The 24372-nt window shown below is 54.5% G+C and carries 28 protein-coding genes and 1 pseudogene; 15 read left to right on the top strand and 14 right to left on the bottom strand.

What is annotated here, in order from left to right; translation table 11 throughout:
- Nucleotides 1-223 precede the first annotated feature (223 nt).
- Both PG1C_RS10505 and PG1C_RS10500 read right to left on the bottom strand, forming a co-directional pair.
- Nucleotides 224-1558: an AAA family ATPase gene (locus tag PG1C_RS10505; protein ID WP_202634730.1), complete on the bottom strand. Its 1335-nt coding sequence runs from the start codon at nt 1556-1558 to the stop codon at nt 224-226.
- A gap of 22 nt (nt 1559-1580) precedes the next feature.
- Nucleotides 1581-3020, bottom strand: a complete 1440-nt coding sequence (locus PG1C_RS10500; protein WP_202634729.1) for a sigma-54-dependent transcriptional regulator — start codon at nt 3018-3020, stop codon at nt 1581-1583.
- Between the two features lie 180 nt (nt 3021-3200).
- On the opposite strand from PG1C_RS10500, the gene PG1C_RS10495 reads away from it, so the two are divergent.
- The 15 genes and pseudogenes from PG1C_RS10495 (at nt 3201) to PG1C_RS10430 (ending at nt 12999) form a co-directional block, all read left to right on the top strand.
- Nucleotides 3201-4019: an ABC transporter ATP-binding protein gene (locus PG1C_RS10495; protein WP_202634728.1), complete on the top strand. Its 819-nt coding sequence runs from the start codon at nt 3201-3203 to the stop codon at nt 4017-4019.
- Nucleotides 4020-4029: 10 nt separating this feature from the next.
- Nucleotides 4030-4815 (top strand): lipid asymmetry maintenance ABC transporter permease subunit MlaE, encoded by a 786-nt coding sequence (gene mlaE, locus PG1C_RS10490; protein WP_202637028.1) that lies wholly within the window; start codon nt 4030-4032, stop codon nt 4813-4815.
- 1 nt (nt 4816) lies between these two features.
- The gene (gene mlaD / locus PG1C_RS10485) at nt 4817-5296 is read left to right on the top strand and encodes an outer membrane lipid asymmetry maintenance protein MlaD (protein WP_202634727.1); all 480 of its coding nucleotides are present in this window, start codon (nt 4817-4819) and stop codon (nt 5294-5296) included.
- A 25-nt stretch (nt 5297-5321) separates the two neighbouring features.
- The gene (locus PG1C_RS10480) at nt 5322-6035 is read left to right on the top strand and encodes an MlaA family lipoprotein (protein WP_202634726.1); all 714 of its coding nucleotides are present in this window, start codon (nt 5322-5324) and stop codon (nt 6033-6035) included.
- Nucleotides 6036-6088: 53 nt separating this feature from the next.
- Nucleotides 6089-6706 carry an MlaC/ttg2D family ABC transporter substrate-binding protein gene (locus PG1C_RS10475; protein WP_202634725.1) on the top strand — a complete coding sequence of 206 codons (618 nt, stop codon included), beginning with the start codon at nt 6089-6091 and terminating at the stop codon, nt 6704-6706.
- Complete coding sequence (locus tag PG1C_RS10470) at nt 6703-6993, top strand: STAS domain-containing protein (protein WP_202634724.1); 291 nt, start codon at nt 6703-6705, stop codon at nt 6991-6993. Before PG1C_RS10475 ends, PG1C_RS10470 begins: the two co-directional genes overlap by 4 nt.
- Nucleotides 6994-7037: 44 nt before the next feature.
- Nucleotides 7038-7976, top strand: a complete 939-nt coding sequence (locus PG1C_RS10465) for an ABC transporter ATP-binding protein (protein ID WP_202634723.1) — start codon at nt 7038-7040, stop codon at nt 7974-7976.
- An 11-nt stretch (nt 7977-7987) separates the two neighbouring features.
- Nucleotides 7988-8749 (top strand): ABC transporter permease, encoded by a 762-nt coding sequence (locus tag PG1C_RS10460; protein ID WP_202634722.1) that lies wholly within the window; start codon nt 7988-7990, stop codon nt 8747-8749.
- Between the two features lie 50 nt (nt 8750-8799).
- The gene (locus tag PG1C_RS10455) at nt 8800-9042 is read left to right on the top strand and encodes a BolA family protein (RefSeq protein WP_202634721.1); all 243 of its coding nucleotides are present in this window, start codon (nt 8800-8802) and stop codon (nt 9040-9042) included.
- Nucleotides 9035-10333, top strand: a complete 1299-nt coding sequence (murA, locus tag PG1C_RS10450) for a UDP-N-acetylglucosamine 1-carboxyvinyltransferase (RefSeq protein WP_202634720.1) — start codon at nt 9035-9037, stop codon at nt 10331-10333. The genes PG1C_RS10455 and murA overlap by 8 nt, the downstream gene beginning before the upstream one ends.
- 4 nt (nt 10334-10337) lie before the next feature.
- Nucleotides 10338-11021, top strand: a complete 684-nt coding sequence (gene hisG, locus PG1C_RS10445) for an ATP phosphoribosyltransferase (RefSeq protein ID WP_284431752.1) — start codon at nt 10338-10340, stop codon at nt 11019-11021.
- A complete protein-coding gene (gene hisD / locus PG1C_RS10440) occupies nt 11018-12313 on the top strand; it encodes a histidinol dehydrogenase (protein WP_202634719.1) in 1296 nt (431 codons plus the stop codon). The genes hisG and hisD overlap by 4 nt, the downstream gene beginning before the upstream one ends.
- A gap of 189 nt (nt 12314-12502) precedes the next feature.
- Nucleotides 12503-12646: pseudogene (locus PG1C_RS15055) on the top strand (type II toxin-antitoxin system prevent-host-death family antitoxin); the annotation flags it as partial.
- Nucleotides 12610-12750 (top strand): hypothetical protein, encoded by a 141-nt coding sequence (locus PG1C_RS14625; protein WP_237218360.1) that lies wholly within the window; start codon nt 12610-12612, stop codon nt 12748-12750. The pseudogene PG1C_RS15055 and the gene PG1C_RS14625, both read left to right, overlap by 37 nt.
- A gap of 3 nt (nt 12751-12753) precedes the next feature.
- On the top strand, nt 12754-12999 hold the full coding sequence (locus PG1C_RS10430) for a PIN domain-containing protein (protein WP_202634718.1): 246 nt from the start codon (nt 12754-12756) through the stop codon (nt 12997-12999).
- Nucleotides 13000-13597: 598 nt separating this feature from the next.
- Here the strand turns inward: PG1C_RS10430 and PG1C_RS10425 are convergent.
- The 12 genes from PG1C_RS10425 to PG1C_RS10370 form a co-directional block, all read right to left on the bottom strand.
- Nucleotides 13598-15250: an ArnT family glycosyltransferase gene (locus PG1C_RS10425; RefSeq protein ID WP_202634717.1), complete on the bottom strand. Its 1653-nt coding sequence runs from the start codon at nt 15248-15250 to the stop codon at nt 13598-13600.
- A 107-nt stretch (nt 15251-15357) separates the two neighbouring features.
- Nucleotides 15358-15822, bottom strand: coding sequence for a DUF6328 family protein (locus tag PG1C_RS10420; RefSeq protein ID WP_202634716.1), 465 nt, complete (start codon nt 15820-15822; stop codon nt 15358-15360).
- On the bottom strand, nt 15816-16541 hold the full coding sequence (locus PG1C_RS10415) for a class I SAM-dependent methyltransferase (protein ID WP_202634715.1): 726 nt from the start codon (nt 16539-16541) through the stop codon (nt 15816-15818). The genes PG1C_RS10420 and PG1C_RS10415 overlap by 7 nt, the downstream gene beginning before the upstream one ends.
- Before the next feature lie 211 nt (nt 16542-16752).
- Nucleotides 16753-17955 carry a radical SAM protein gene (locus tag PG1C_RS10410; RefSeq protein WP_202634714.1) on the bottom strand — a complete coding sequence of 401 codons (1203 nt, stop codon included), beginning with the start codon at nt 17953-17955 and terminating at the stop codon, nt 16753-16755.
- Entirely contained in the window at nt 17942-18976 is a 1035-nt protein-coding gene (locus PG1C_RS10405; RefSeq protein ID WP_202634713.1) for a glycosyltransferase family 2 protein, read from the bottom strand. Before PG1C_RS10405 ends, PG1C_RS10410 begins: the two co-directional genes overlap by 14 nt.
- 121 nt (nt 18977-19097) lie before the next feature.
- The gene (locus PG1C_RS10400; RefSeq protein ID WP_237218153.1) at nt 19098-19457 is read right to left on the bottom strand and encodes an SMR family transporter; all 360 of its coding nucleotides are present in this window, start codon (nt 19455-19457) and stop codon (nt 19098-19100) included.
- 123 nt (nt 19458-19580) lie between these two features.
- Nucleotides 19581-19934, bottom strand: a complete 354-nt coding sequence (locus PG1C_RS10395) for a copper-binding protein (RefSeq protein WP_237218152.1) — start codon at nt 19932-19934, stop codon at nt 19581-19583.
- Nucleotides 19935-19963: 29 nt separating this feature from the next.
- Complete coding sequence (locus tag PG1C_RS10390; RefSeq protein WP_237218151.1) at nt 19964-20455, bottom strand: cupredoxin domain-containing protein; 492 nt, start codon at nt 20453-20455, stop codon at nt 19964-19966.
- 71 nt (nt 20456-20526) lie between these two features.
- A complete protein-coding gene (locus tag PG1C_RS10385; protein ID WP_202634711.1) occupies nt 20527-21903 on the bottom strand; it encodes a multicopper oxidase family protein in 1377 nt (458 codons plus the stop codon).
- A 2-nt stretch (nt 21904-21905) separates the two neighbouring features.
- On the bottom strand, nt 21906-23300 hold the full coding sequence (locus tag PG1C_RS10380; protein ID WP_202634710.1) for a TolC family protein: 1395 nt from the start codon (nt 23298-23300) through the stop codon (nt 21906-21908).
- Nucleotides 23297-23785, bottom strand: coding sequence for a hypothetical protein (locus PG1C_RS10375; RefSeq protein WP_202634709.1), 489 nt, complete (start codon nt 23783-23785; stop codon nt 23297-23299). The genes PG1C_RS10380 and PG1C_RS10375 overlap by 4 nt, the downstream gene beginning before the upstream one ends.
- Before the next feature lie 117 nt (nt 23786-23902).
- A complete protein-coding gene (locus PG1C_RS10370; protein ID WP_202634708.1) occupies nt 23903-24346 on the bottom strand; it encodes a hypothetical protein in 444 nt (147 codons plus the stop codon).
- Nucleotides 24347-24372: the final 26 nt, after the last annotated feature.

Genomic DNA, 24372 nt, shown 5'->3' with positions numbered 1-24372 from the left:
CATTGGAGACCGCAGGTGGCTGAATGCTGCTACAAGCTGCCAAAAAGACAAGACTTGCGAAGCACGTGGCAGAGCGCGCTGGTTTTAAATATGGGCGCAATGGATTCTCCAAAGTGACTCTTCAATCAAGCAGTAATGAATGGATATTAGCATAGTGCATGATGTTTTTTATTTAACCCAATGATTTTAATAATTAATAAAATATTGAAATAGCACATCGTCATTATCGTAGACGGATCACCTGGCGGGGATAGGGTTTGGTTTTCTTCAGTGCGCTCGGCAGTTGGTCGATCGCTGCCATAACCGCAGCGTGTGTTGAGTAGTCGCCATAGATGATGCCATAGCGCGGCTGACCGCTAAGGGAAGAAAAGTAGACGCGAATATTATTGATATCGGCTTGATGGGCGACGGCTTCGCTTAAGAAATTTTCAACTTGTGCCTGCTGTGTGGCATCGGTTGCCCATAGTTGTATAAACCAGTGATTGTTCGGTGTCTGTTCAAGCCAGTGTTGCCCGGCGGCGATGCGCTCCTGGATCAGTGGGTAGGCGGGAGCATCGCGTGTCCTTGTCCTGGCAGGATTGGCAGAGCTGGCGGGGTGCGCTGAGGATGAAACAGGTTCCGCCGCAGGCACGGCTGGGCGCTGGGCGGTGGCGATCAGCCAAGTGGCTGCAACCAGTGCAATGGCGGCACAACCGAGGGCGATCGTGCGGATAAGATTTTTATGTGTTTTTTTGTCAGTATAGGTGGCTTGGCTGAACTCGCTATCGCGAATTGCTGCCTGCGCTTCTTTGGAGCCAACTTGGTGGCTGCCTGTGGCATAAGCAGCGAGCAGGGCTTTGTCGGCGAGGATGTTGATACGACGGGTGAGGCCATGCGATGTGCGCGCGATCATTTTTAGCGCCGCAGGCGTGAAAACGCTGGGGCCACGATAGCCTGCAGTGCGCATGCGAAAATCGAGGTAGCTGGCGATGTCGTCTCGTACCAGGGGTTCCAAGCCAAAATTATGGGTAATGCGCTCCTTGAGCTGACGCATATCAGGGCGGGCCAGGATGTCGTTCAACTCAGGCTGACCAAAGAGCACAAGCTGGAGCAACTTGTGGCGATTGGCTTCGAGGTTGGATAACAGCCGAATCTCTTCCAGTGTTTCTACCGGCATAGCGTGGGCTTCGTCGATGAGCACCACCACCTGGCGGCCTTCGCTGAATGATGTGATCAGGTGGTCTTGCAGGGTGCGCAAGACGAGAGACGCCCTGGCGTTGTCTGGTAGCGAAAGGCGTAGTTCATCTGCAATGGCGTAGAGCATGTCCTCGCGAGACAGTGAAGGGTTGGCCAGATAGATGAGGGTGATGTTGTCCGGCAAACGTTCCATCAACACGCGGCAAAGCATGGTTTTACCGCTGCCGACTTCACCGCTGACTTTAACGATGCCTTCGTCATGCGTGATGGCATAAAGCAATGCGTCCAGCGTGGCACCACGATTCGCGCCGTCAAAGAAAAAATCCGTGTGGGGCGTGATGCGAAAAGGAAGCTCGGTAAGACCAAAGTGTTCCAGATACATGGGGTGGCTAAATCTCCAGTCGCTACCGGGATGGCGGACGCTTGGCGCGACCGAGAGCGTCGATACGGTTGTAGAGCGTCGTGCGGTTAATGCCCAAAAGGCGAGCCACCTGGCTCAGGTTGTCATGCGCTAATTGGCGGGCGGCTTCAATATAGGCTTCTTCCCAGCGTCGCAAGGTGGCATCGAGGCTGAATTCATGCTGCGTTTTCAGCTCGCGCAGTGCGTAGGCGACGAGTTCGGCACTGGTAGCAAAAGTCGGCGCAGGGGATACGGTGGCAACACTCGCCGCGCCGGCAATATCCAGCTCAGCTTCGAGCTCATGAAGCGCCAGGGTTTTGCCTGCGTGTTTGGTGATGAGGCGAATCACAATGTTGCGTAATTCACGTACATTGCCAGGGAACGAATAAGCCAACAAGCGCTCGGTTGTTTTTTGACTCAACTGAAAGGCGGAGGAGCCTGTTTGCGCGCTATACAGCGCTCGAAAGTGGTCAAACAATTGCAGTCGGTCAGCGCCCAGTTCACGCACGGGCGGAACGTTGATGGTGAAAACCGAAAGCCGGTGATATAAATCAGCGCGAAATCGTCCCTCGCGAACTTCTTTTTTTAAATCACGATTAGTGGCGGCAACTATGCGCGCGGCGGTGTGGCGGGCCTGCGTTTCGCCAACACGCTGAAACTCATTGTTCTCCAGCACGCGCAATAATTTGGGTTGCAGATCAAGTGGCAGCTCTCCAATTTCGTCCAGAAACAGGGTGCCTCCTGCGGCCTCTTCAAAATAGCCTGCGCGAGCGCCGGTTGCGCCGGTAAAAGCCCCTTTGCCATGCCCGAACAGGGTGGCTTCCATTAGATTAGGGGAGATCGCGGCGCAATTTAAGGTCAGGTAGGGCTCATTGGCTCGCTTCGCGTACCGGTGCAAGCCTGAGGCCACCAGCTCCTTGCCGCTCCCTGATTCGCCCTCTATTAAAACAGGGAAAGGTGAGGGCGCAAATTGTTTGATTTGCGCCCGCAGGTTCTGCATAGCGGCGCTATTGCCCACAAGGCCGCCCTCTATTTCTGTGGCGTCATCATTGAACGCCAGCATACGCTGAATCAGCTTAAGAATATCCTCCGGGCTCGCTGGCTTGGAGACGAATTCGGTGGCGCCCAGGGCGCGCGCATGACGTGCGTTTGCCTCTTCGTTTTGCCCGGAGAGAATGATAATCCGGATGAGGGGGGAATGCGCAAGAATCGCGGCGATCAAGGCGAATCCTTCATCCGGGGCATGTGGCGTCGGGGGTAGGCCGAGATCTATCAATGCCACGGCAGGGGTAGTGTCTTCCTGTCGTAGCAAGTTGATTGCCTCCTTGCGGCGGGTTGCAGTAAGGACTGTGTAATCGCGGCTCAGGAAGTAGCCCAAGGTGTCGGCGATGAGCGGGTCATCATCAACAATCAGCACGACAGCTTTGTCTTTTAGCGCGTTCACGGGGTGTCCAATGCCTATTTATCGTTGGCATCATAGGCTAAAGATAAGGAGGTCAAAGGCTTGTGTGAGTGGTATTTTCTCCACTTTTTCTCAGACTTGATGGGCTAGCCTGGGAGAATGATTCTGCTACAATGCCGCGCTCTAACTGGTCTGAATCCACGTTTTCCTTTCTTACTTAATATGTCACAAGAACCCTTGGTTGAAATTCGGGATCTGAACTTCTCTTACGATACGCGCACCATATTGAGCGGGATCAACATCATGATTCCTCGCGGTAAGGTTGTTGCGATTATGGGGAGCTCGGGTTGTGGCAAAACAACCACTCTCCGTTTGATCGGCGGTCAGCTCAAGCCGACATCTGGTGATGTAAGGGTGGCGGGGCAAGTCGTGCATGAGCTTGACGCCAAACAACTTTATGCGCTGCGTCGACGTATGGGCATGTTGTTTCAGTTTGGCGCCTTATTCACAGACATGTCGGTATTTGACAACATTGCATTTCAGATGCGTGAGCATACTGATTTGCCCGAAGCGATGATTCACGATCTGGTGCTGATGAAGTTACATGCGGTGGGTTTGCGCGGCGCACACAATCTCATGCCGGCTGAACTTTCCGGCGGCATGGCGCGACGCGTGGCGCTGGCGCGCGCCATAGCGCTTGACCCCATGCTCATCATGTATGACGAACCTTTTGCCGGTCTTGACCCCATTTCATTATCGATTGTGGGCGAGTTGATCCGCAAGCTGAATGACGCGCTGGGAGCGAGCAGCATCGTGGTTACCCATGATGTGCAGGAATCCTTAAAAATTGTCGATTATGTCTATTTTGTCTCCGAAGGAAAAATTGTCGCCGAGGGGACAGCCGAAGAGATCAAAAACTCAAAAACACCTTATGTTCACCAATTTGTGTGGGGTGAGGCGGATGGGCCTGTGCCTTTCCACTATCCGGCGCAAAAAGCCTATGGCGAACAGTTGATGGAAGGCGCGGTGTACCGTGGATAAGGCCGGGTCGATGGTTTCGCGATTTTTACAGACCTTGGGTAATATGGTCACCAAACGTATTTTTCGGCTGGGTTTTGCGGCCCGTTTTTTTGTCGCTATCTTTTTGCAGTCGGGAACAGCCTTCCGTCGCCTTAATTTGACGTTGCGTGAAATTTATTTCTCAGGCGTTCTTTCGTTGATCATTATTCTGGTGTCGGGGCTGTTTGTCGGTATGGTCCTCGGTTTACAAGGATATGACACGTTGCAGCGCTATGGTTCAACCGAAGCGCTGGGTATTCTCGTTGCTTTGTCATTGGTTCGTGAGCTAGGACCTGTCGTTGCAGCGCTGCTCTTTGCAAGTCGTGCAGGTTCGGCGATAACAGCTGAGATTGGCCTGATGAAGGCGACCGAGCAGTTATCTGCAATGGAGATGATGGCGGTAAACCCCATAGCCCGCGTCGTCGCTCCGCGGTTTTGGGGTGGGGTGGTTTCTATGCCGCTTCTGGCTGCTTTGTTTTCAGCCATGGGTATTTTGGGTGGCTATTTGGTAGGTGTGCAATTGATCGGCGTTGATGAGGGTTCATTTTGGTCGCAAATGCAGGCGTCGGTTGATTTTCAGAAGGATATTCTCAATGGCGTGATCAAAAGCTTTGTCTTTGGCATCATCGTTAGTTGGGTCGCTGTGTTTGAAGGATATGACGCCGACCCAACAGCTGAAGGTGTTTCTCGCGCGACCACGCGCACTGTTGTAACGTCGTCGCTGGCTATTCTGGCTGCCGACTTTATTCTTACCGCCTTTATGTTTACAGGGGCATGACATGACGCGTACTACGATAGATCTTTGGGTTGGTTTTTTTGTGGCGCTTGGCTTGGCTGCACTGCTTTTTTTGGCATTGAAAGTAGGTAATCTGGCTGCTGCCAGTGCTGGGGAAACCTATACTATTCAGGCCAAGTTTGACAATATTGGCGGGCTCAAAGTCCGCGCTCCCGTGAAAAGTGCCGGCGTTGTCGTTGGCCGGGTTTCCGAGATCCGTTTTGATCCTGAGTCGTATCAGGCTGTGGTAAAGATGCAACTAGATACCCGTTATCGGTTTCCGCGTGATACTTTTGTCACCATTAATACTTCCGGTTTGCTGGGTGAACAGTACATTGGGCTTGATGCTGGTGGCGATACCGATATGCTAAAGTCTGGCGATGTGGTCAAAAAAACGCAGTCTGCCGTCGTGCTTGAGAAGCTGATCAGTCAATTCATGTTTAACAAAGCGGCGGAAGATAGCGGCGGTAGTGGCAAAAAGTAGTAAATATTTTTTACGGGAAACTAAAATGAAAACATTGTCTGTGCGTGTCAAATTCGTTGCAATGATGCTCTTGACGGCAGGTTTGACCACAGGTTGCGCCACATCAGGCGAAGCTAAAGATCCGATCGAGGGCTTTAATCGGGCGATATTTGCTTTCAATGATGGGCTGGATAAGGTTGTCGTCAAGCCCATTGCCACGGGTTACGATGCTGTTCTGCCGAATCCTGTGCGCACGGGCGTGACCAATTTTTTTGGCAATGTTGCCGATGTTTTTGTGGGCGTGAACAACCTTCTGCAAGGCAAGCTGACAGAGGGTGTCAGTGATTTTGGACGTGTGGCGGTTAATTCAACCATCGGTTTGCTGGGTGTGCTGGATGTGGCATCGAATATCGGGTTGGAAAAGCATGACGAAGACTTTGGTCAGACGTTTGGTCGCTGGGGTGTGGGTAGCGGCGCTTATGTTGTTGTTCCGTTGTTTGGGCCACGCACTGTTCGCGATACGGCAGGCCTTGTTCTGGATGTCGCCGCCGACCCTGTGGCGAATTTGGATCATGTGCCAACGCGTAACACTCTGGCAGCGGTACGTTTAGTCAATGATCGTGCAAACCTGTTGCCGGCTGATAAAGTGATTGAGGAAGCTGCGCTGGATAAGTACTCCTACATCCGTGATGCCTACCTGCAGCGTCGCCGCAGCTTGATTTATGATAACAATGCGCCGCGAGAAGTTGAGAGCCAGTAAATCAGTTTTTTTCTAGCACAGATTAAATTTTTTTCTATACTCAGGATTATCCAATGAAATCTGTTGTAGCCTTTATTAGTAGTACATTGATTGCTACTAGCGTGATAGCTCATGGCATGGCGCCCGATGCGCTGATTAAGTCAGTCAGCGGAGAGGTGCTTGAGATTATTCGTGCCGATAAAGACATTCAGTCGGGGAACATCCAAAAAGCGGCTGATCTGGTAGAAAAAAAGATAGCGCCCAATTTTGATTTTCTGCATATGACCCGCTTGGCTTTAGGGCGCGATTGGCGTCAGGCGAGCGCTGAACAACAGAAGGCACTGGCCAATGAATTTCAAATATTGCTGGTGCGCACCTATTCGAGAGCGCTGACTGAATATAAGAACCAGACTATTGATGTCAAACCTCTCGCTTTGAAATCTGGTGAAACCGACGTTAAAGTGCGCTCTGAAATCAAACAGCCCGGTGCAAAGGCGATACAGCTCGATTATTACCTGCAAAAAGATAATGCTGGCTGGAAAATTTACGATATAGAAGTCGCGGGCATTAGCCTCGTGACGAACTACCGTGAATCCTTTGCAAATGAGGTTCGCAACTCGGGTATTGATGGTTTGCTGAAGACGTTGCAAACTAAAAATAAATCCGGTGATACCGTCGCTAGCAAGAAATGATTCGTGCCATCAATGATCGCGTAGAAGTCTCCGGCCCGGCAACAGTGTCTGATGCTTCAACGCTTCTTGCTGAAGGCGTTGCTGCGTTATCAGCAAGCAATCTGCCCGTCGCTGAGTTCGATTTGACTGATGTAACGATAGTCGATTCTTCCCTGCTGGCAGTTGTTTTTGGCTGGATGCGTGCGGCGAAAACAAGTGGCAAGTCGATTCGACTCACGCATCTCCCCCCGAGCTTTTTAAGTTTGGCTGCTGTATACGACGTTGCTGATTTGCTGCCGCAGCACTGACCGCGCATTCGCGTGGCTCTATTCTCTGTATTCATTATTCTGTCATGACAGCCGCTATCCGCGTTGAGCAAGTCTTTAAACGCTTTGGCTCAGTTCACGCATTAAACGGTATTGATCTGACCGTACAGCCTGGCGAATTTTTTGGCTTGCTGGGCCCTAACGGAGCGGGGAAAACAACCCTGATTTCTACCCTTGCGGGCTTATCCCGACCGGACTCAGGCCGCTTGGCGATTATGGGGTTTGATGTAGAAGCTGATTACCGGGCGGCTCGTCGCCAGTTAGGGGTCGTTCCGCAAGAGCTGGTATTTGATCCCTTTTTCAGCGTTCGCGAAACGCTTGAAATTCAGGCCGGATACTATGGCATCGACCCTAGTCGGCAACGTCGGGCATGGATCGATGAAATTCTTGAACATCTCGATTTGACCAGTAAAGCGGACGCCAATATGCGCGCGCTATCCGGGGGAATGAAGCGGCGTGTGTTGGTGGCTCAAGCGCTCGTGCATCGGCCGCCGGTGATTGTGCTGGATGAACCCACTGCCGGCGTTGATGTGGAGCTGCGCCAAACCTTGTGGCAGTTTGTGCGCCGGCTTAATGAAGATGGTCACACGATTGTGCTCACGACACATTATCTTGAAGAAGCAGAGAGTCTCTGCGGGCGTATTGCCATGCTGAAAGCCGGTCGCGTTGTTGCGCTGGACACCACGCGTAATCTACTCAGCCGCTTCTCTTCGCACACCTTGCGACTGCGTACTGCGAGCGATAAGCCCGCTCGATTAGGCATGACGCGAGAACTGACGCAAGATCGCCCCAGCGGTTGGTGGACGTTTGCCTTTGCTCATTTCGATGAGATCGAGCCTTTACTGGCGCGCATTCGCGATGCCGGTTGCATTATTGACGAGCTTGAAATAGGCAAACCAGATCTTGAAGACGTGTTTGTTCGCGTGATGCAAGAGCAGAATCAAGAACAAATTCGCGCCACATGAATAGCCTACCTATGAAGCCCAGCCGCGGCTTCATTACCCTGTTTTATAAAGAGGTGCTGCGCTTCTGGAAAGTAGCGGCACAAACCGTGGCCGCCCCCGTGCTGACCGCTTTGCTTTACTTGCTGATTTTTTCACATGTGCTGGCATCACACGTGCAGGTGCATGGCGTGCCCTATACCGCGTTCCTCATTCCCGGACTGGTGATGATGTCGGTATTGCAAAACGCGTTTGCAAATACGTCTTCTTCTTTGATTCAATCGAAGGTGACAGGTAATCTGGTATTTGTATTATTACCACCTATTTCGCATAACGAGTTTTTTGCGGCCTATGTATTGGCCTCAGTCGCACGTGGGCTGTTGGTGGGTGCGGGGGTGCTGATCGTCACTACGTGGTTTGGTGGTTTGATCTATGCGGCCCCGCTCTGGATACTGGCTTTTGCGGTCATGGGCGGCGCGATCATGGGGACGCTGGGCATGATTGCTGGTATTTGGGCAGAAAAATATGATCAGTTGGCCGCATTCCAGAATTTTTTGATTTTGCCGCTGACTTTTTTATCGGGCGTGTTTTATTCCATTGCCTCTTTGCCGCCATTCTGGCAACAGGTGTCGCGCTGGAACCCTATTTTTTATATGATCGACGGCTTTCGCTATGGTTTTTTTGGTGTCTCGGACATCTCGCCCTGGGTGAGTTTGCTCGTCAGCTTGGTGTGCCTTGTGATCCTGTCGCTCTTCACCCTGAGTTCGCTAAAACGCGGCTATAAACTACGCGCCTGAGTTGTGTAAAGTAAAAAATCAGCAGGCCACCTCATTCGTTAGGAGAACAAATGTTAGATCCAAAAAAACTGGAATCGTGGATTGTGGACGCCCTTCCCTGTGAGCATCTACTGGTTGAAGGCGATGGCGCACATTTCTCCGCGCTGATCGTGAGTCATGAATTCTCGGGCTTGAATCGCATCAAGCGGCAGCAGCGTGTCAATGCCGTCCTTAAGGCACACTTTGATTCGGGTGAGCTGCACGCTTTGTCGATGCAGACCCTCACGCCGGAAGAATGGCGCGCGAATGGATAAACTGCAGATTTCCGGGGGCGCTACGCTCAGGGGCGAAATTGCCATTTCCGGTGCGAAGAACGCCGCGTTGCCCTTGTTGTGCGCCGCGTTGCTCACGCGCGAGCCGGTCACCTTCACCCACGTGCCGCATCTCAACGACATAGGCACGATGCTCAAGCTGCTGGAGCAAATGGGCGTCAAGGTCATGCGCGAGTTGATGACGAATGATTCTGGAAAAGTTCCCGGAGGGACGCACAGCGCTGGCGATACGGTAACCTTGGATGCCTCGACCCTTGATAATCCGCTGGCACCGTATGATCTGGTCAAAACCATGCGCGCGGCAATACTTGTGCTGGGCCCGTTGGTCGCGCGTGCCGGTGAGGCAAAGGTCTCGCTGCCTGGCGGTTGCGCTATTGGTGCACGGCCCGTGGATCAGCACATCAAAGGCTTAACCGCGATGGGCGCGGAGGTTTCCGTCGAGCATGGTTACGTGCATGCCCGGGCAAGCCGCCTCAAAGGCGCGCGCATTTTCACCGACATGGTGACGGTGACAGGCACTGAAAATCTGATGATGGCCGCCTGTCTTGGCGCGGGCGAAACGATCATCGAGAACGCCGCGCGTGAGCCGGAAGTAGTTGATCTCGCCACATGTCTTAACGCCATGGGCGCACGGGTTTCTGGCGCGGGCAGCGATGTGATCCGCATTCAGGGCGTCGATGCCTTGCATGGGGCAACCCATCGGGTGATGCCCGATCGCATCGAGACTGGCACCTATCTGTGTGCTGCGGCAGCGACGGGTGGTGATGTGCGTCTGACGTGCACTTCGTCAGCCTATCTTGATGCGGTGATCGATAAACTGATGGACACTGGCTGCGAAATTACGAGCGAGCGTGATGCAATTCGCCTCAAGGCACCGGCACGACTGACTGCGGTTAGCATACGCACGGCACCGTATCCGGCATTTCCCACGGACATGCAGGCCCAGTTCATGGCCATCAATGCGGTGGCCGATGGCACGGCAGTCATTCGCGAAACGATTTTCGAAAATCGTTTCATGCACGCGGTTGAACTCATTCGCCTGGGTGCTGATATCAAGATTGATGGCAACACCGCCTTTGTTAAAGGTGTTGCCGAGCTGCAAGGTGCCACTGTGATGGCCACCGATTTGCGTGCCTCGGCGAGCCTGGTGATTGCAGGGCTGGTGGCGCAGGGCGAAACAGTGATCGAACGGATTTATCATCTTGATCGCGGCTATGAAGCGCTGGATCAAAAACTGATCGCACTGGGCGCACGCGTGGCGCGGGTAAAATAACGCCATGAGCACTGCTGACATAGACATGATGACCATCGCCCTTTCCAAGGGCCGCATTTTCGAAGAAACCTTGCCGCTACTGGCAGTAGCAGGCATCGTACCCGCTGAAAATCCGGAGCAGTCGCGCAAGCTCATCATTGGCACCAATCGTAAAGAGGTACGTCTGGTGATTGTGCGTGCTTCGGATGTGCCCACCTATGTGCAATATGGCGCTGCTGATATTGGCATTGCAGGTAAGGACATACTGCTCGAGCACGGCGGGGTGGGGCTGTACCAGCCGCTTGATTTGGCCATTGCCAAGTGCCGTATGTCGGTTGCCGTGCCCGAAGGGTTTGACTATGCGGCTGCGGTAAAGCGCGGTGCGCGCTTGCGCGTGGCGACTAAATATCTCAACACTGCGCGCGAGCATTTTGCCGCTAAAGGCGTGCATGTTGATTTGATCAAGCTGTATGGCTCGATGGAACTTGCCCCCTTGGTTGGGCTGGCCGATGCCATCGTTGATCTGGTCTCCAGTGGCGCTACCTTGCGTGCTAACCACTTGCTTGAAGTCGAAGAAATTATGCAGATTTCATCGCGCCTGGTGGTTAATCAAGCCGCACTGAAAATGAAGCGTGACCGCTTGCAGCCATTGATCGATGCTTTCGCCGGTGCCATTATCGGTGCCATATCAGGTACTACTGCGCCATGATGCGACGCTTAGCCACGCGCATGCCGGATTTTCTGGCAACGCTTGATGTGCTGCTCGCCTTTGACCACACCACAGACGAAGGCATCGAGCGCACGGTAGCCAAAATTCTCACCCAGGTGCGTCAGCAAGGCGATGCCGCTGTGCTTGATTACACCCAGCGCTTTGACGGGCTTGCCGCCAGCACGATGGCTGAGCTGTCTTTATCACCGACTGAACTCGCCGCCGCGTTGGATGCTTTGCCTACTGCCCAGCGCCAGGCGTTAGAAGCCGCTGCCGCACGCGTCCGTAGTTACCACGAACGGCAGAAGGCTGAATCCTGGAGTTACACAGAAGCCGACGGCACGCGGCTGGGGCAAAAAATCACGCCGCTGGATCGTGTGGGCTTGTATGTGCCCGGTGGCAAGGCGGCGTATCCCAGCTCTGTGCTGATGAATGCCTTGCCCGCCAAAGTGGCGGGGGTGGGTGAGCTCATCATGGTCGTGCCCACCCCGCGTGGTGAAAAAAATGCGCTGGTGCTGGCTGCGGCCCACCTTGCCGGTGTCGATCGTGTGTTCACCATCGGCGGCGCACAAGCCGTAGCGGCGCTGGCCTACGGCACGCAAACCATTCCGCAAGTCGACAAAATCGTCGGCCCTGGCAACGCTTATGTCGCAGCCGCCAAACGGCGCGTGTTCGGTACCGTCGGCATCGACATGATCGCCGGGCCTTCCGAAGTGCTGGTGATTGCCGACGCGTCGGCCAATCCAGATTGGGTCGCCATGGATCTGTTCGCCCAGGCCGAGCATGACGAGATGGCGCAATCCATTTTGCTGTGCCCCGATGTGGGCTTCATCGACCGTGTTGCTGCCAGCATTGAAAAACTTTTGCCAACAATGCCGCGTCGCGCGGTGATCGAGGCCTCGCTCAAAGGGCGGGGTGCGTTGATTCAGGTTGCCGATCTGGATGAAGCCTGCACCATCGCCAATCGCATCGCGCCGGAACACCTTGAACTTGCGGTCGCCGAACCCCAGCCACTGGTCGAAAAAATTCGCCATGCCGGTGCCATTTTCATCGGCCACTATGCTTCCGAATCCTTGGGCGATTATTGTGCGGGGCCGAACCATGTGCTGCCGACTTCACGCAGCGCGCGCTTTTCTTCACCGCTCGGCGTGTATGACTTCCAGAAACGCAGCAGCCTGATTGAAGTCTCTGCCGCAGGCGCACAAACATTAGGGCCGATTGCCGCCACATTGGCGCATGGCGAGGGGCTCACCGCCCACGCCCGTGCAGCGGAGCTGCGCATTAAGCTGTAAGGCGTGCAAGAGGCGTTGCCGCCGTTCCACCAGCGCCGACTTTTTGCACGATGCCTTTGGCTGCTTTACTGCCACGGGGAATAGCGTTGACCACCAGTTTCCATCAAGTCATAATGATCAACATGGTCGTATCAATGAGGGCATCATGATTACTGAAACCAGTGCAGTCAGCTTTAGGCAGAACTTGGCGAAATGCTTAATCAAGTGCAATATCGGCACGACAGCGTAGTCATCAACAAAGACGGCAAGCCAGTAGCTGCGCTGGTTGACGCACGGTTGTTTGACGCATTCGGCGCATGCAGAGTCGCTTCGACGCGCTGTGCCAACGCATAGAAGCGGGCTTTGCAACCGTGCCAGAGGCGGAAGGGTTGGCTGAAATTGAAGCGGCTACTGCGCTTGAACGCAAGCGTGCGCGCCCATCAACCAAACAGCGTTAAACCGTGGCGGAGATTGACGATTTGGTCGATGCACTTTCCATACAAGCCGAAGTCATTGAGCCGCTGCCCGGCGTAGAACCGGATTTGCGTGATGTTGATGACCAGCCAGTGCTCGACACTTTGCTATCGGCCCTAAAAACATCGAGCGCTGACTATCTCATCACTGGAGATAAAGGCTTGCTGGAAATCGCTGATCGCTACCCCATCGTGACTCCCGCGAAATTCTGGGCAACCCACGCGGGACTTTGATCGGTGTAGTCGCCAGATGCCGTCATCCTACCAGCGCGCCCCGCAGGAAGTACCCTTGGGGGCTGATTTTGCAAGATGTCTCGGGCTGTTGATGGTCTGATCTGCGCCGAAAATCAGCCATTGGTGCATATCTGAATTTTTCTGGAATCCTCATGCCGATGCGCATATGATGCACATCGGCATTCGCGATATTCGAAGCGATGAGTTGTATTTTCTGGCTGCGTAAGCGCAGTGCAGTTTCCCAGGAACTATTCTCATCAGAGGTTTTTTATTGCCACTCGTCGCCAACCAGTGAATGTTCTTGATGCCTTCCATGTCATTCTCCTTGTCACTCCGTGCGATAATTGTGGTTTTGAGATAAGCTTTGACACCACGACTAGCGCCTGACGATTATCTAACCTATCAGCAGCGGTAAGCATAACTTTGACTGCGCTGCAAGAGCAGCGGTTCAACGGCGGCAAGTTCTTTTCGTGACACTGCCCACGAGACATAAATAAATTTTGGGATAAAGACTTAGACCTAGGGGTTGGCGTGTCTCATCGCTATCCCCTGAACCTTTTGTCCCCACACGAATTTCACCAGAGCCAACTTACTGCATTCATCTGCCTGCATCCGCTTTTCTCACGATCACCCGTTTGCCATCGTTGAGCACTACTTCCATCGGGAGGCCCTGGCTGCGCAATGTTTCATGCTCCGGTGGGGTCATCAGCGCGAAAGCTTGTTTATCCGCTGTCCAACGCAAGTGAAAGTCATCCATGCTATGAATCGCCAATTCCGGTTGCTGCTTCAGGCCATAATCAAATTCATCTCGGTAATCCACCAGCGTCAGGGTGCGGTTGAGATAAAACGGCAGCGTTTGATCGTAGGTTCGGACACTGTAGAACGGAACATCCGGCGTCAGCAGGGGACGGACTTTTTGCGCGATGTCGTAAGACGACTGGGTTGGGGCTAAAGTGTTGTGGCCGTTCAATGTAATTAGACTGGCGATAAGCCCGCTGACGGAAAAGCCGATCAGCGCGGCTAGCTTGCGGTCTTTGCCAGCCTGGTACAGACAATAAATAACGCCGAAAAGCGCGACCGCCGTGGCCGCATAAAGCCAATATTCGTACTGCTGGTAAAGCGGGTGAGAGATGGGGTCGCGGACATCATCTGCCGCTTTCGCGATAAAGAATAAACCCGCAAGCATTATCAGACCCACCGGCATGGTGCGTGCCTTGAGTTCGCTTGCGCTCAGCGCAGCCAGATGCCTTCCCATCAGCAGCGCCAACGCCGGAAATATGGGCAAGATATACGAAGGCAGTTTCGATCTCGAGATGCTGAAGAAAATGAAAACGAATATCGTCCAGATCAGAAGAATCAGTGCGGGTCGATCCAGCTTGCTTCTTTCTTTTGCAGTGCGCCACAAGGTATCCAGCATTACTAGCAGCCACGGCAACATCCCGATCAGCAGAATCGATATAAAGTAATAGACTGGACCTTCCCTGCGCCCCTCATCAGTGGCGTAGCGCAGAAAATGCTCCTGGATAAAAAAGAACCGGGGAAATTCCGGATTAACCATGGAAACGGCGACGAACCATGGGGCAGCAATGGCGAGAAAAATCAGCGTGCCCGGAATAAGGGACAACCTGCGCCAAGGCGCCCAATCGCGCGCGAAGAGTGAATACAATATCAGCGTTACGCCCGGCAGCACGATGCCGATCAACCCCTTGCTCAATACGGCGAAAGCCATGGCTGCCCAGGTGAGGAGCATGCCCAGTTTTTGTTCCTGCTGCGTGGCGCCATCGCGCTGCGCGAAACAAAAGCCGGCAAGAGCTAGCGTGGTGAACAGGGTGAGCCCCATGTCCAGCGCATTGAAGTGGCCCATGCCAACGAAATACAGATTGCTGATCAGCACCATGGCCCCGTAGAGCCCAGCGGACTCGCCAAACAATTTTCGCCCCGACCACCAGACCACCAGCACCGTCAGAAACCCGGTAAGCGCCGTCCACAGCCGTGCTGTCCATTCGTGAAAGCCGAAGGTTTTGAATGCTGCGGCAGTTGCCCAATACTGGAGGGAGGGTTTCTCGAAATACTTGATGCCGTTTAGCCGCGGGGTGAGCCAATTGCCGCTTACCACCATTTCGCGGGAGATTTCCGCGTACCGGCCTTCGTCGGTCTTGATTAATTTGCGATAGTCGAGCGTGCCAAACCAGGCGACTATAGCTAACAGCAGAAGGACAAGCAGCGTCCGTTTGGAAAGATCATTTTGCATTGGCAGAGAACCGATTAAAGGCTATGTTTGATCTGTAACCATTCGTAATGGCATCTTGCGCACCATGCGCTTCATGGATGCATATGGCACATCCTAATCTCATTCGGTCACATTCGCTGCTGAGCTTTGAGTATTGTAGGGAGAAGCCACCAAAGCACAACGATTAGTGATGCGACGAATGCAGTCAAGATGTTGTCCACCGGGTCGCCGAACACTTCAGCCGTCACCAAATGAGTACCGAGGATCAGCGCCAGTGACAGCATTAGCGACCCGATTAAAATTTCGCGGGTCGCGAACTGCTTGAATTTCACGCGATTCTGCAAAGGTCGCATCAGGCGATGCTGGATTGCCGGCGCGCTTAACATAACCAAGCTGGTGAGCGAGCAAAGGAAGGTCGCCAAGAAAGTCCATTTTTGCGACTGCACGACTTGGGCGAACCCCATATTGAACGGCAAAGTGAGCAGAAACGCGGTTAACAACTGGGCGCTTGGTAACATGACACGCAACCCGGACAGCATATCGTTCAGATCGTTAACGTTGTGACCGTCGCTGTTTATCTCGTCACTTAACACTGGAAACCCTTTGAAACTGCTTCTTTCGGGGCCACAGCCGTTACGACCATCCGGCGGCCATAGATCGCGCTCACCGAACCGGCTTGGTGCCAAAAGGATTTCTCTTCACACTCAGTCGCCCGATTTTCCTTAAACTTGCAGTACAGCCAGTGCGGCAATCCCAATGGCCATTCGTAGATCCTTTTGGGTCCTCTGTCCACCCCATGGAAACGCACGCACTTGAACCCACTCCGTATCAACAGTGAATAAAGTTGCGGGAAGGAATAAGGCACAACGTAATGCGGCGATCCAAGTCCGGAAACTGTCACACTGCGAACTGAGGGAAAGTATCCTTTTAGCAAGTAGAAGAGTCGGGATTCGGGATACCAAACGCTTGGAGTGCTGATGACAATCATCCCTTCCGGCACAAGATGCCTCAGCGCGCTTTTTAGAAAATTTAGTGGGTTTGAGAGATAGGAAATAACCTCGCAACAGATGATCGCGTCGTAGCATGGCAGCCAGTCTGGCAGCCCTTCGTCCAAATCGACGGGCCAACAGTTTAGATATCCCGGGAGGAGATTCGCTTGCTTATCCACGCCGTCCATCTCGATGGACGGGGCCAGCGCAGACCGCAAATAACCGCCACCGGCGCCTGTGTCGAGAACGGTTTTTAGGTCGGTTCCTGCCAGGATGTCAGCTACTACTCGACGGTAGGGTTTAGATTGCTGATAGGTATTCAAATTTGTCTTCATTATGATTTTTTGAGTCCCTTGCAAATCGCCTGATGTGGGCCTGATGTGTGCCCAGTGAATGGAAAATCGCCTTCCGCGGCAGCAAAAACGGCGCGATTGCCTGCCGCTTCGACCTCATTTCGCGATCCTGGTCCGTCAATGTAGTCATCGCCTCGAATAGCAGCTACTTGTTCAGACGTTCCTCAAGGGAATGCTTTCCCTAATTGGGATCCCCGGGGAGGATCGGGATGTGTCGCGTCATCGGTGCGATCTTCGCACCGCCGGCTTTGGCGGCGCCCGTCAAGTCGGGCCCGATGCCCTCGGGATTGCCGGGCGCGATCATCTCACTGACCATTTCCTTGACGATCTTCAGGTACACAGCGGGATTGAAGAGCAGATTGATCGACATGTTGCACTCGTGGGTGCAAAAGCATTTCGTGTCGCCGATGAACGATCGCATTGACCGCGCCCGCTCGCCCTCCCAAAGCTTCGCCATGTCGTAGCCGGCCTCGCGCAGGTTGCCGATCTTGTTGCTCAGCATCTCGCACGCATAGACGTCACCCTCTTCGGAGATCACCGCTGACAGCGCCCCGGCATAACAGGGAACCTGGAACTGTCCCATGTCGATGGTCTTGAGCACCGTCTTGGTCGACAGGCGCTCCTTCGCATGCACGAACCGCGCCAGCGGCATGTTCTCGTAGTAATTGAGCTTGCCCGTCGCGAACGCATGCTCCAGCTTTGCCTTGATCCGCCGGTACTTGGCCACGTCAGCCACCCCGATGGCCGGCTCCATCGGCTTGCCGCGCACGAACGACAGATCCCAGTTGTCCGGCACGAGGTCGTTTACAACATAGTCGTACATCTCGTCCATCTCGTCCTGGTTCCAGGCGCAGAAGCACGTCGAGATGCCTACACCCATGTTGGGCAAGCGCGCGCGCAGCTGCTTGAGCTGGCGGAACGTTTCGACTGTGCGCACGAAGTTTCTCGATACACCGCGAATGCGGTCGTGTGTTTCCTGCAATCCGTCCAGCGAACAGAGAATACTGACAAACGTGTTCGGGCAGTTCTTCACCAGCCGTTCGGCGGAGTCAACGATATCGTCCGTCTGGATGCCGTTGGTATTGATCGACAGTGTGACCGGGCTTAGCCGGTCGTGCAGGATTTTTGCGAATTCGGGCAGGTCCTTGCGCAAGAACGGTTCACCACCGGTGAACGCGATCCATAATGCCCGCTTCATCGAGGAGGCGATCTTGTCGAGCTCCTCAAGCGTCAGGTCTGTCTGCCCCTTGTTGAGGCTGTCATGGTAGAAACAGTGCTTGCATACAGCATTACAGCGGGCCGTAACGAAGAATGTCAGATGCAGCGGCAGCCCGCTTTTATTGATCAGCCGCGGCAGATGCGGCACTAGATTACCGACTCCCATTTTTGAAGCCTCCAAGAGATAAAACCATACCCGATACCGCGCCCGACAGCCACGCCATATCGACAAGCAGCGAAACAATGTAGGCTTTCGCAATAAAGGTCTTGGTCTGGCCCTGTCGCCGAAAGGCGAACAGGGTTGGAGCCGGTAATATCAGATACGCCGGTGTCGCAATCCAGAGTAAAGAACTGACCGCACAAAGCGCCTCCCAAAGCTCCACCAGGCAGGCCAAAAAGGTGAGCATGCCCAGATTGACGCCAAGAACGGATCCAAGGTGAAGTGCGCCGTTTAGCCGACTATAGTTGGTGCGGCTCTTGGTCATTTCCGGAAAACGGAAATGGCTCATGATGATTCTTTCGGCATAAAACCGCTGCTGGCGCAGGTAGCCAGTCAAGCTGAGACGGAACAAATGCAGAACGCCGACATCCGACATCCACCGGATTTTGCCGCCCGCGCGCGTGAGCAAAAAGCCGAGTTCCTCGTCCTCGTTCCCCCAGATTGGCTTCACGGGATCACGCTTAAGGTAATAAAGAGGAAAGCCGCCTACGGATTCGAACGCGCTTTTCAGACATGCAAAATTCGACGTGATGGTCGAGTTGATCTCCGGTGGAAGGGCCAACTGCCGCTGACGAATGACCAGATGCTGCAGCCGCGTTAAAAAGCCGTCCTTGACAACCCCCGCATAGCCGCCTGTGACCGCAACGACACCGGGTGCATCGAGCGCCGCAACGATCCGCTCCAGCCAGTCGGGAGGCGCCACGCAGTCGGCGTCGGTGAACGCCAGAATTTCGCCTGCCGCCGCCGCTGCGCCGATGTTGCGCGCGACGCCCGGCCCTGAGTTACTTTCCAGCTTGATTACCTTGACGCCGTACATCATCGCAACCTGTGCGGTGTCGTCGCGGCTGCAATCGTCGACGATAATCAGCTCATCGGGCCTGTGCATCTGACCGAGAAGGCTCTCGATGCAGGCGCCGATGGTGTCCCGGGCGTTATACGCGGGAACGATGACTGTTACGGATTTCAAATTTAGCTCCTCTTTAGGTATTGGCGCTCGATGTACGACACAGCGTGCTGGTTAGAGTAGAAATTGTTGGTCAGACGGCTGCTATTGATTGGTTGGTATCGATAAATGGGGAGGCGCACAATTAGCTCTGCGCCAAGATATAGCAACCTATTGTGATGAACCCGATGCCGACAAGTTGTGATCGCGTAACGGCTTCGCCGAACAGATACCATGCTGCCACTGCGTTAACTACGTAGCCGATGGAAACCATCGGGTAAGCGATACTGACCTCCACGCGCGACAGGGCTACGATCCAAACCGCCACACCAATCACATAGCAGACCAGTCCGGTGATGATGCGTGGTTCGGTGGCGAGCTTCCAGCCTATCGGCAGAATGTTGTCCCGCCGGAAGGCAAACTTGCCAACGTGATTGGTGCCTGCCTTGAGAAATAACTGTCCGGCAACACCGAGAAACACCCCGACGAGAATGAGGCCAAACATGTTCAAGTTCATCGTGTCGTCACTACTACTGAGGTTGGCTTAAAGATCATCATTTGCACTGGAAACCAAGCTAGCCCGGACGCACGCCATCACGTCCCGGGCTGCACAAAATATGAATCGCTTTTACTTGGTGGTGGCCTCAATATTGGTAATGGTCAGCGCACCGTTCATTTTTTCAACATGGAATTTGACCTTGTCGCCTTCCTTTACCTGATCGAGCATGGCGGGATCGGCGGCATGAAACACCATGGTCATGCCGGGCATTTGCAGGTTGCTGATCGGCCCGTGTTTGATGGTGATCTTGCCGGCGTCCTTGTCGATTTTCTTGACCATTCCCTCGGTTACAGCGGAGGCATCAGGCATCGGTGTCTTCATGTCCATCTTGCTCATGTCCTCTGCGGCATAAGACGGGAACGATGCTGACAAAACCATCGCGGCGGCGATGGTCGTAAGTGTTTTGAGGTGAATTGCTTTCATATAGTTTCCTTTCGATTGTTGAGAGAGACTTACTTGACGACAACCTTGCCTTTCATGCCGGCTTCAAAATGACCGGGTTGAAGACATGCAAAATCAAACTTGCCCGACTTGGTAAATTGCCAGATCAATTCCCCCGTCTTGCCAGCCTCGACGCTGGCCATGTTGGCGTCGGCATGCTCCATCTCCGGCATTTTCTGCATCATGGCGGCGTGCTCCTTCAGCTCCTTGATTGAGCCGAGCACCATCTCGTGTTTGATTTTTCCGGTGTTCCTTAGCACGAAGCGGATTGTTTCGCCCCTTTTGGCCGCAATGCTTGATGGCGAGAAACGCATCGTGTCGCTCATGGTGATTTCAACGGTGCGGTTGACCTTGCCCGCATCACCCGGTTTGCCGATTGCCGCCGCGTGATCTTCGTGATGCTCCATGGCGTCTTTACTGCCATGTTCTTCGTCGCCGTGGGCGAAGGCTGTACTGGTAAGGCCCAGAGATATCAGGGCGGTGATCATTGCAAGTTTCTTCATGGAAATACTCCTGTTAAACCGGACTCAGTCCGTATGTGGTGGATCGGTGATTCATCAAATATGGGAGGGGGTCAGTGTTTCATCGGTCCGTCGCGCGTGACGTTCAAGATGACCTCCTTTCCTCCATTTGCGGGTTTTTGGGCTGCTGCCCTTGGCGCAGGTGGCGCTTCGCCTTCTTGCGCCAGAAACGCGACCGTGCCTTTCGGATGCTTGTACCAGCCGGGGTCCTTGTAATCGTTGCGCGCGAGCCCTTCGCGAATCTTGACTACGGTGAACATGCCGCCCATTTCGACACCGCCGAACGGGCCTTGGCCGGTCATCATCGGCAGGGTGTTGTCGGGAATCTGCATTTCCATCTCGCCCATCGACCCACCCGTGTCGCCCATTACCATGTAGTCAGGGACAAGCTGGCTGATCTTTTTGCTGATCTCGCGCTGATCGACGCCAACCATGGTGGGGACGGTGTGGCCCATTGCGTTCATGGTGTGGTGCGATTTGTGGCAATGGAAGGCCCAGTCGCCTAGATCGGTCGCATCGAACTCGATGGCCCGCATCTGGCCGACAGCGATGTCGGTTGTCACCTCTGGCCAGCGCGCGGTCTTGGGAATCCAGCCGCCATCGGTCCCGGTGACCTCGAACTCGTGGCCGTGCAGATGGATGGGATGATTGGTCATGGTCAGGTTGCCGATACGAATGCGCACGCGGTCGCCCTTGCGCGCAACGATGGGATCGATACCGGGGAAAGCGCGGCTGTTGAAAGTCCATAGATTGAAGTCGAGCATGGTGCTGGTCTTGGGCGTGAAGCTGCCAGGATCAATGTCGTAGGCATTGAGCAGGAACACGAAATCGCGATCGACCCGGTATAGCGTCGGGTCTTTCGGATGCGTGACCCAGGAGCCCATCATGCCCATCGCCATTTGCATCATTTCGTCGGCGTGGGGGTGATACATGAAAGTCCCCGGACGCTTCGCCACGAACTCGTAGACATAGGTTTGCCCCGGCTTGATGCCAGGCTGATTTAAGCCGGCAACCCCGTCCATGCCATTGGGCAGGCGTTGCCCATGCCAATGGATGCTGGTGTGCTCAGGTAATTTGTTGGTGACGAAGATGCGCACCTTGTCGCCTTCGACAACCTCAATCGTCGGGCCGGGGCTTTGACCGTTGTAGCCCCAGAGGTTGGCTTTCATGCCCGGTGCGATTTCGCGCACGACCGGTTCGGCGATAAGATGGAATTCCTTCCAGCCGTTCTTCATGCGCCACGGCAGCGTCCAGCCGTTCAATGTGACGACCGGGTGGTAGGGCCTGCCGTTGGGCGGGGCGAGCGGTGCTTGCGTGCTGGCACTGCCCTGCATCGGCGCTTCCGGAATCGAAGCCGCTTGCGCCCGGCTGACCAGTGCAGCGCCGACCAGTGCGCCCGAGGCGGAAAGAAAATCGCGACGTGATGACATGATCACTGTCCTTTCGTGGAGTTGTTGTTGGGGAGCTTGCCGCCCAAGGCAGCTTGCAGATCGGTCTCGGCGATCCAGTAGTCCTTGAGCGCGTCGATATAGCCGTTGACGCTGGCGACCTGCTCACGCGCATCGGCAAGCAGCTCGAATACGCCGATCAGCATGCCGTTGTAGCGCAGCAGATTCTCGTCGGAGATTTTCTTGCGCAGCGGCACGATGTTGTCGCGGTAGTGCCTGGCCAGATCATATGCGGTGCGGTAGCCCAAATAGCTTTCCCGCACTTCGGAACGCGCATTGATCGCATTCTCGGCCAGCCGATTGACCGACTGCATGTAGATCGCCTCCGCCTTCGTCACACGGGCGCCGCCCCAATCGAACAGAGGAATCTCTATAGAAAGTTCGTAGCCGCGCTCCGGAGGTATTCCGGTCTGGTTATTGCGTATGTAGCCCAGATCAAGGACGTTGACGAAGCGCGTTGTTTTGGTGAGGCCAAGTGACGCAGCCAGTCCGGCCGTTTCGAGTTTGCCGGCCTGAATATCCAGCCGGTTTTGCAAGGCGAATGCTTCGGCGTTATCCAGTTCGAGCGGCTGAACTGGAAGTGCCGGTAACCTGTCCGGCAACTGAAAGTGAATATCGTCTCCCCACAGACCCATCAGACGTGTGAGCTTCTCGCGGGCCATGACCGAGGCTTTTGTCGCACGCGCTACGCCAGCCGTGGCCTCGGCATAGAAAGCCTGCTCGCGTGCCTGCTCCAGTGCGCTCCAGTTTCCGGTACGACCCATCTGGTGAGCGAGGTCGGCACCGGACTCAGCGGCAAGACTGACCTGCTTGGCGTAGGCGATGCCCTGTTCGGCGGCGATGGCTTCGAAATACGCCCTGCGGGTTTCGGTCGCTACGCGCAGCGCCTCATTGGCTACCAGCAGCTTGACCTGCTCGAAACGCCGCCCTTCGATTCTTTGTGCCAGTGGCGCCGTGATCAGGTTGATCAGGTTGAGCGTGAAAGTCCTCGCGATAAGCACGTCGTCGCCCTGACGTGTGCGTCCGAATGTGAACCCCGGATTGTGCAAACGTCCTGCCTGCACGAGGTCCGCCTCAGCGATGCCCAGCTCGGCATAGGTCGCCTGCAAGCCGCGATTGTTGAGCAAGGCAATTTGTACCGCATCGCCTGCATCGAGCGGCCTGGCGAGCAGACTTTTTATCGAAGACTGCACCGATGCCGCATCGTCATCGGAACGGATTGTCTTCACCGCTTTGCCGGTGCGGTCCTGGGTAATTTGCATCACGGTATCGAAACCGCCATCTTTAGAGAAAGTGGCGCAACCGCCGAGCAGCAAAGTCGACAAGGCAAAGACTGTGATCTTTCGTAGCGAACCAGAAGAAACAATGAACGGGTTCATGGCATCTCCTTACCGTGTTTGGTGTGATCGCCAGAGGGCATATCCATGCCGGACATGCTGTCTTGCTGAGGTGGCGTCTTCTGTTTCGTGGGCTTGCTACTTTCGGGCTTGGATTTCTTCATATCCATCCCGTCCATATCCATGCCCTTCATGTTCTTCATCGCACCGTGATCCATGTTCTTCATGGCGTCCTGACTCATTTTCTGCATTTCGCCGGACTCGTCGCCCCTGCGCATGCCGGACATGCTGCCAGTGCTGCCGACGAGGTCATTGGCAGATCGCCATTCCCTGGCAGGGGCGGTTTTCTCGTCCATCGGACGATAGGTTTCGAGCGCCGATTCGTAGTGCAAAGGCGGAACGGAGGCTTTTGCATCCATTGGGTCCGGCCGCGGTTGCGGTGGCCCGGACTGTGCAAATGCCACGAGGGGGAAAATCATCCCAATGGTGACGCGGGTGGCGCGCACGACTGCGCTTAACTTTTTCATGAAAACCTCTTCGGATAGCGAATGAGAACCTGCGCGGACGCAGGAGCGTCGGGCAGAATCAAGACCGAAGACTGGGAACTTGTGGCCGGTTAGGCCATGGTTCTCAGCATTCGGGGGCTAGGCGATGAGGCGGTAGGGAGGTCGCTCCAGGGTTTCGGGAACGAAACCGTAGAAATAAGCAGGATAGAAGGCGATTCGGGTCGAACCAAATGTCAAAGCGACGAACGAGTGTTGCGCAGAGGAGGTAATACCAACCCCAACGCAACATGCCGCGCAAGCGCCGCACTTAAACGCGACGCGCTTTGATGTATCCTCGCCGTGAGGATGGTGCGTGGAAACGCTCAAACCGCCTGTGGCCAAACGGTCTTGATCGTCATGATGAGGGGCTGAAGACTCAGTTTGCGCGTGATGGTGTGCAATATCATCCGCCATTTCGGTCAGCTTCACACCATGAGAAGAATATATCGATCCGCAACACATCATGGTGATTGCTGCAAAGCCCTGGAAAGGGATTGCCATAAGCATTAGCCACAACACCAAAAGTTTGAAACCTGCTTTCATATTTTCAGTCTAGCACAATCCATTTA

This window comes from Rugosibacter aromaticivorans (assembly GCF_000934545.1).
In the GTDB taxonomy this organism is placed as follows: domain Bacteria; phylum Pseudomonadota; class Gammaproteobacteria; order Burkholderiales; family Rhodocyclaceae; genus Rugosibacter; species Rugosibacter aromaticivorans.
The sequence above is the reverse complement of the archived record's forward strand: the minus strand, read 5'-3'. Positions and strand labels throughout refer to the sequence as shown.